This is a genomic window from Actinophytocola sp. (assembly GCF_036402745.1).
Taxonomy (GTDB): Bacteria; Actinomycetota; Actinomycetes; order Mycobacteriales; family Pseudonocardiaceae; genus Actinophytocola.
On record NZ_DASWSJ010000022.1, the window covers coordinates 1 to 6120 of the forward strand.

The 6120-nt window shown below is 77.1% G+C and carries 4 protein-coding genes; all 4 read left to right on the forward strand.

The genetic code is table 11. The features are described from left to right. Positions 1-66 precede the first annotated feature (66 nt). On the forward strand, positions 67-1812 hold the full coding sequence (locus VGD70_RS01640; protein ID WP_331077330.1) for an AfsR/SARP family transcriptional regulator: 1746 nt from the start codon (positions 67-69) through the stop codon (positions 1810-1812). Next, on the forward strand, positions 1802-4834 hold the full coding sequence (locus VGD70_RS01645) for a BTAD domain-containing putative transcriptional regulator (RefSeq protein ID WP_331077332.1): 3033 nt from the start codon (positions 1802-1804) through the stop codon (positions 4832-4834). Before VGD70_RS01640 ends, VGD70_RS01645 begins: the two co-directional genes overlap by 11 nt. Positions 4835-4880: 46 nt before the next feature. Further along, on the forward strand, positions 4881-5177 hold the full coding sequence (locus VGD70_RS01650; protein ID WP_331077336.1) for a hypothetical protein: 297 nt from the start codon (positions 4881-4883) through the stop codon (positions 5175-5177). Next, positions 5174-6120: hypothetical protein (locus VGD70_RS01655; RefSeq protein ID WP_331077338.1), on the forward strand; the 947-nt coding region annotated here is incomplete at its 3' end. The genes VGD70_RS01650 and VGD70_RS01655, both read left to right, overlap by 4 nt.

A 6120-nucleotide genomic window follows, 5' to 3' on the forward strand; every position in this document is an offset into this window, starting at 1 on the left:
GTGCCGGGCCGGCGTCCCACAATGGTGAACGGAATCGGGAGCGCGATCGACGGAGGGGGTGGACGGGTGGACGTTCGCCTGCTTGGTCCGGTCGAGGTCTGGGTCGATGACGGCGTGGTGGAGCTGGGGCCCGCCAAGCAGCGGTGCGTGCTGGCGGCGCTCGCCTTCCGGGCCGGGCGGCCGATACCGGTGGACCTGCTCGTCTCGCGGGTGTGGGGCGGCACGCGGCCGGCCGAGGCGCGCAACGTCGTCTACAGCTACATCGCCCGGCTGCGCAAGGAACTGCGGCAGGTGGGGGTCGACATAGCGAAGACCGGACCGGGGTACCTGCTCGTCGCCGCGCCCGAGCAGGTGGACCTGCACCGGTTCGTCGCCAACGGGCACCGGTCCGCGCCGCTCGACCTTCTCGACCTCGCGCTGCGGGAGTGGCGCGGTGAGCCGCTGGACGGGCTGGCGGGGGAGTGGGTGGAGCGGGTGCGGGTCGGGCTGCACCGTCGCCATGTCGGGCTGCTCGCCGCGTGGGCGCGCGCGGCCCTGGACGAGGGCCGGGCGGCGGAGGTGGTCCGGCGCTGCGGCGACGCGCTCGACGACTACCCGGACGCCGAGCCGCTCGTCGCGGCGTTCTTGCGGGGACTGCACGCGGAGGGGCGGACCGCGGAGGCGTTGGAGCGGTACGAGGTCCACCGCTGCCGGCTGGTGGCCGACGTCGGTGCCGCGCCCGCGCCGGAGCTGCGTGAGCTGCACCTGCGGCTGCTGCGCGGGCCGGCCGGCAGCACGCCGACCTCGGCGACAACACCGGCGACAACCTCGGCGACCAGACCTGCGACAACACCGGCGACCAGACCGGCGACCACGCCGGCGCAGCTGCCCGCGGCTCCCCGCGGGTTCGCCGGTCGCGCCGAGGAGCTGCGCCGGCTCGACGGCGGGACCGGGCCGGTCGTCGTCACCGGACTGGCCGGGATCGGCAAGACCGCGCTCGCGCTCACCTGGGCACACCGTGCCGCGCGGCGGTTCCCGGACGGCCAGCTGTACGCCGACCTCCACGGTCACCCGGCCGCGGCGATCCTGCCCCGGTTCCTGCGTGCCCTCGGCGAGCCCTCGCGGGACGTGCCGCCGGACCTCGCGGCGGCGACCGTCCGCTACCGCGAGCTGATGGCCGCGCGACGCGTGCTCGTGCTGCTCGACAACGTCGCCGACGCGACCCAGGTCGGCTCGCTCCTGCCGCCCACGCCCGGTTGCCTCGCCGTGGTCACCGGCGCGGACCGCCTGGCCGAGCTGCCGGGCGACCGAATCCGGCTCGGCCCGCTGTCGCCGGCCGGCGCCGTCGCGGTGCTGGCCGGCCAGCTGGGCACCGCCCGGATCGCCGCCGACCTCGACGGCGCCCACGAGCTGGCGCGGGTGTGTGACCACCTGCCGCTCGCCCTCCGGATCGCGGCCGCCCGGCTGCTCGACCACCCCGGCGCGGGCCTCGCCGACTACGCGCGGGAGCTCCGCGACGGCGATCCGCTCGGCGAGCTGGAGACCGAGGACGCCTCGGTCCGGGCCGCGTTCGAGCGCTCCTACCGGCGGCTGCCCGAGGAGCAGCGGCGGCTGTTCCGCCGACTTGGCGGCCTGCCACCCGGCACGCCGTGCACCGCTCACCTGGCCGCCGCCCTCGCCGGTGTCGAGGTGACGCAGGCGCGCCGGATCCTCACCGCGCTCGCCCACGCCGGCTTGGTGGAGCAGCGCGGCCGGCACCGGTTCGAGCTCCTCGACCTGGTGCGCCGGTACGCGGCGGACGTCCGGGCGTCGGAGCCCGCCGGTGTCGGCTGAGCTCCGGCTGCTCGGCCCGGTCGAGTTGCTCGTCGACGGCGAGCGCCGGGAACTCGGTCCCCCCAAGCAGCGCTGCCTGCTCGCGATCCTGCTGCTGGAGACCGGCGGGCCCATCGCCACGGAGGCGCTCATCGACCGGCTGTGGGGTGACGTGCCGCCCGCCGAGCCGAGGAACTCGCTCTACGCCTATCTCGCTCGGCTGCGCAAGGCGCTGGCCGGCACCGGTGTCGAGGTCCGCCGCCGGTCGGGCGGGTACGCGATCGACGTCGGCGCCGCCGAGGTCGATGTGCGGCGGGTGGCGGAGTTGGCCGCCGGGACCGGTGACCGGGCCGCGGCGCTGGCGCTGGCGTTGGACCTGTGGACGGGTGAGCCGCTCGCCGGACTGTCCGGTGCGTGGATCGACCGGGCGCGGGCGGGGCTGCGGCGGCAGCGGCTCGCGCTGCTGACCGAGTGGGCCGGGCTGGCGGCGGCTCCGGCCGTGGTCACCCGGCTGCGCCAAGCGGTGCGCGAGTTCCCGCTGGCCGAGCCGCTGATCGCAGGCTTCCTGCGGGCGCTGCACGAGGTCGGCCGGACCGCGGAGGCGCTGGAGCACTACCGCGCCACCGCGCGCCGGCTGGCCGACGAGCTGGGCGCCGAGCCCGGCCCGGTGCTCACCGCCGCGCATCGTGACCTCCTGGCCGCCCGGCCACGGGTGCACCAGCTGCCCGCGCCGCCGGAGGGGTTCGTCGGGCGCGACCGGCACCTGGCCGACCTCGACGCGCTGACCGAAACCGCCGACGAGCCGGCCATCGTGCTGGTGACCGGCATGGCCGGGGTCGGCAAGACGGCGCTCGCGCTCACCTGGGCGCACCGGGCCGCGGGCCGCTTCCCGGACGGGCGGCTGCAGGTGAGCCTTCGTGGCCACTCCGCCGATCCGGTGCTCCCGGTGAAGGCGCTCGCCGGGTTCCTCCACGCACTCGGCGTCGCGGAGGACCGGATCCCGTTCGACGAAGCCGCCGCGGCCGCGCTGTTCCGCTCGCTGCTGGCCACCCGGCGCATGCTGGTGGTGCTCGACGACGCGGCCGGGGTCGACCAGGTGCGGCCGCTGCTGCCCGGCACCGGCGGGTCCGTCGTCGTGGTCACGTCGCGGGGCCGGCTGTCCGGCCTCGTCGTCGACGAGGGCGCCCGCCGGCTGCCGCTCGCCAGCCTGCCCGACGCGGACGCGCTCGCGCTGCTCACCCACGTCCTCGGCGCCGAGCGGGTCGCGGCCGATCCGGCGGCGGCCGCCGAGCTCGTCGCGTTGTGCGGGCGTCTTCCGCTGGCCCTGCGGATCGCCGCGGCCAACCTCCTGGTCGAGCCGCACGGCGAGATCGCCCGCCACGTCGCCGAGCTGCGCGCGACCACCCCGCTCGACGCGCTGGGCGGGCCGGACGCCGTGCGTGGCGCGTTCGACCTGTCCTACCAGCGACTCGACCCCGACCAGCGGCGGCTGTTCCGGCTCCTGTCCCACCATCCCGGCGTGGACGTGACGGCCGAGGCCGCGGCGGCCCTCACCGGCACCGACCACGCCGTCGCGCGGCGGCTGCTCGACCGGCTCGCCGGCGCCCATCTGCTCGAGCTCGGTCCGCACCCCCGCTACGCCTTCCACGAGCTGGTCTGGCAGTACGCCCGCGAGCGGGCCCGCGCCGAGGACGACGCCGACGAGCGGGCCGCCGCCCTGCGCCGGCTCGGCACGTACTACCTGCATGCCACGGACCGGGCCTGCCGCGTGGGCGCCCCGGCGCTCGCCATGCCCACGCCGGCGGCCACGGGTCCCGCCGGGCTCACCGCCGACGAGGCGCTCGGCTGGCTCGACGCCGAGCGAACCAACCTCGTGCTGCTGGCCGCCAACGCCGAGAACCTCGGGCTGCCCGACCTGGCCTGGCAGCTCTCCGCGCTGCTGCGCGGCTACCTGCAGCTCCGCGCGCACGACGGGGACTGGCCGCGCATGATCGACGCGGGGGTGGCCGCGGCCCGGCGACAGGACGACCCGGCGGCCATGGCGACGGCGGCCATCTCGCGGGGCTACCTGTTCCGCATGCGCGGCCCGGCCGCCGCCGCGGTCGCGGCGTTCGAGGAGGCTCTCCGGCAGGCCGAACGCGCCGGCTGGGCCGGTGGCCGGGCCGCCGCCCTGGCCCAGCTGGGCTTCGTGTACCCGAAGGTCGGCAAGGCCGAGGCCGGCATCGACTGCCTCGTCCGGGCCATCGACCTCGCCCGGGCGGACGGCGACGCCGCGACCGAGGGCGCCGCGCACGGCAACCTCGGCTCGGTGTGCGCCGGCCGCGGGTTCCTTCACCGCGCCCTCGCCCACCTGCGCGCGGAGCTCGGCCTGCTGGCGGTCGCCCCATCCCCGTTCCGCGAGGCCAACGCGCTCGCCGACGCCGGGCTCGTCCTCGGCCAGCTCGGCGAGCTCACCGAGGCGGTCGACATGCACCGCCGCGCGCTGGCCCTGGCCCGCGCGATGGGCCATCGCTCCCTGCGGGCCAACGCGCACGTCAACCTCGCCGCGGGTTGCCTGGAGCTCGGGCGCCTCGACGAGGCCGCCGAGCAGGCCGGGCACGCGCTGCGGCTGGCGTACGAGCTGCGCGCGGACGGGGTGGTCGCGGAGGCGGAGAGCGTGCTGGCCGGGATCGACGACCGCCGCGGCCGGCCGGAGGCCGCGCTGGCCGGGCACCAGCGGGCGGTTCTGGCGGCCCGGGCGAGCGGGGACAGCCGGGCGCTCGCGGAGGTGCTCACCCGGTACGCGGAGCGCGCGACCCGGCTGTCCGATGTGGACGAAGCGCTGGCCGTCGCGCGGCGGTACGGTTACCGGGTGTTCGAGGCCAGGGCGCTGCGGGCGGCGGCGGAGCTGCACCTCGCCCAGGGCCTGCCGGACCGGGCCGCCGGGGCCGCGTCCGCGGCGCTCGCGCTGTGCCGGGACACCGGCCACCGGCCGGGGGAGGAGCGGGCGCTCGCGACCCTGGCCGCGCTGCAAGGTTCGTTCAAGGTCGACCCGGAACGGTAGGCGGCACATGGACCTGGGGGCCGGGATGACGGGCGGGGGGACGGGGATGGCTGGGTTCTCGCTGTCCGCCGACGAGCTGGTCCAGGTGTGCCAGCACATGCGCACGCAGTCCGACCGGGCCGGCGACCAGACGTGGCGCGGGGGCGCGGAGACGGGTGCGCTGGACTTCGGCGGCGCGGACCACGCCGAGCTCGCCCGCCTGTACGGCGAGGTGCTCGACGACGTCGTGCCGCGCATGCTCCGGGAGTTCCAGGAGGCGACCAGCTCCGTGTTGTCCCGGCTGGAGGGCACGCTCGCCACCTACCTCAAGGCCGACGACGACGCCGCGGGGACGCTGCGGTGACCACCTCCAACGCCGACGCGGCGCGGTTTATCGGCGAGCTGGAGTCGAGCCTGTGGGTGGAGGACCGGACCGGGCAGGGCTCGTCGGCCGCGATCTTCGACGCCGGCCGCGAGGGGCTCGACTTCTTCGCCGACTTCGGCCCGCTCTACGCGCGGTACCGGGGCGGCGCCTTCGACCTGGACCGCGACATCGTGGCGCGGTACGACCGGCAGCGCGAGATCGCGTTCGGCAAGCTGCACGCCGATGCCGAGCGGCTGCGTGCGCTGTGCGCCGCGATGTCGGAGAACAGCCTGGACTTCCGGGACGCGGCGGCGCCGGTCTTCGGGTCCTGGCAGGGGAGCGCGGCCGACGCGGCCAAGGAGCACCTGGACGGGATGCTGCACTCGGCGGGCTCCACGTGGTCGCGGCTGGCCACGCTGGCGTCGACCATCGACACCGCGGCCGACGCGGCCGAGCGGATCGCGGTCGACAAGGCGCGGGCGGTGCGGGCGCTGGCGCTCTCGCACGTCGGCGGGCTCGCCGCCGGGGAGGTGGCGCTGCTGGTGACGGCCGCGACCGCGGGCGACTCGCTGACCGACGCCCAGCTCCTCGACCTCGCGTCGCTGTGCGACCTGGAGATCAGCCCCGCGGCGTGCCGAACCGACCGGGACCTGCTGAACCAGGTGGGCACCGACGTGCGCGGCTGGCTCGACCACGCGTTCGTGCCGGTGTACGAGACGCGCGCCGAGGCGTTCGAGGCCGCCTGCGCCGCCGCGGAGTCGGATCTGGCCGGCACCTGGGACACCCTGCGGTCGGCCCTGGCCGCGGTCGGCGAGGGGTCGATCGCCGCCGCCGAGGCATCGCGTACGTCGGCGGCGAGCCAGCCACCGGCCGCGGCGGCGAGCCAGCTACCGGTCGCGGCGGCGTCCCAGGCCGGGGAGGGAGGCGCCGCCGCACCGGTCCC